The organism is Burkholderia sp. Se-20378, assembly GCF_017104665.1.
Classification (GTDB): Bacteria; Pseudomonadota; Gammaproteobacteria; order Burkholderiales; family Burkholderiaceae; genus Burkholderia; species Burkholderia lata.
The window spans coordinates 1-762 of the sequence record NZ_JAAGPG010001235.1 but is presented as its reverse complement, the minus strand read 5'-3'; the positions used below and the strand labels follow the sequence as shown (position 1 = coordinate 762).

Here is a 762-nt window from a genome sequence, read left to right as displayed (position 1 = left end):
CGAGGAAGCGCTCGGCGGTGAGCTCGGGACGGTTAAGGTAGCCGCGCGCGACACCGGCACCGCCGATGTAGATCTCACCAACTGCGCCTAGCGGGACCGGCTGGCCGTAACTATCGAGCAGGTAGATGCGTAAATCCGGAAGACGATAGCCCACGGGACTTATCGATCGATCGGTATCCGCTTGTCCCAGCGGACGATACGTCACATGCACCGTGGCCTCGGTAATGCCGTACATATTGATCAGTTGCGGCGAGGCATCCGCGTGGCCGGCATACCAAGGGATGAGGATGGCCGGTTCAAGTGCTTCTCCTCCAAAGATCACATAACGCAACCGATCCGGCATCGGATGCTGCGCGTGAACGTTGATATACGCCTTGAAGGCACTGGGTGTCTGGTTGAGTACCGTCACGCCTTGTTCGTAGACGAGACGGTGAAGGGCTTGGGCGGAACGTGCCGTGTCATAGGGCACGAGGACGAGACGTCCTCCGTGGCGTAAGGCCCCCCAGAGCTCCCAAACCGAGAAGTCGAAAGCAAAGGAGTGGAACAGGCACCACACATCCTGATCGTTAAAGCCATACCACGACTGCGTAGTATCAAACAGGCGAACGATCTGGGCGTGCTCAACCATGACGCCCTTAGGTGTACCGGTAGAGCCGGAGGTATAGATGACGTAGGCGAGATGGTGACTGGTGAGGCCGAGAGCTTGAGGATCGGGATCGGTGTCGGAGTGGTGCGTCCAGTGGGGGTGATCGACGTGGAGGT

1 protein-coding gene is annotated in these 762 nt (G+C 59.1%); it reads right to left on the bottom strand.

Annotated elements, in window-relative coordinates; translation table 11 throughout:
• Positions 1-762, bottom strand: a 762-nt coding sequence (locus G3N93_RS41190) for an AMP-binding protein (RefSeq protein WP_206135663.1), incomplete at both ends; no start/stop codon positions are given.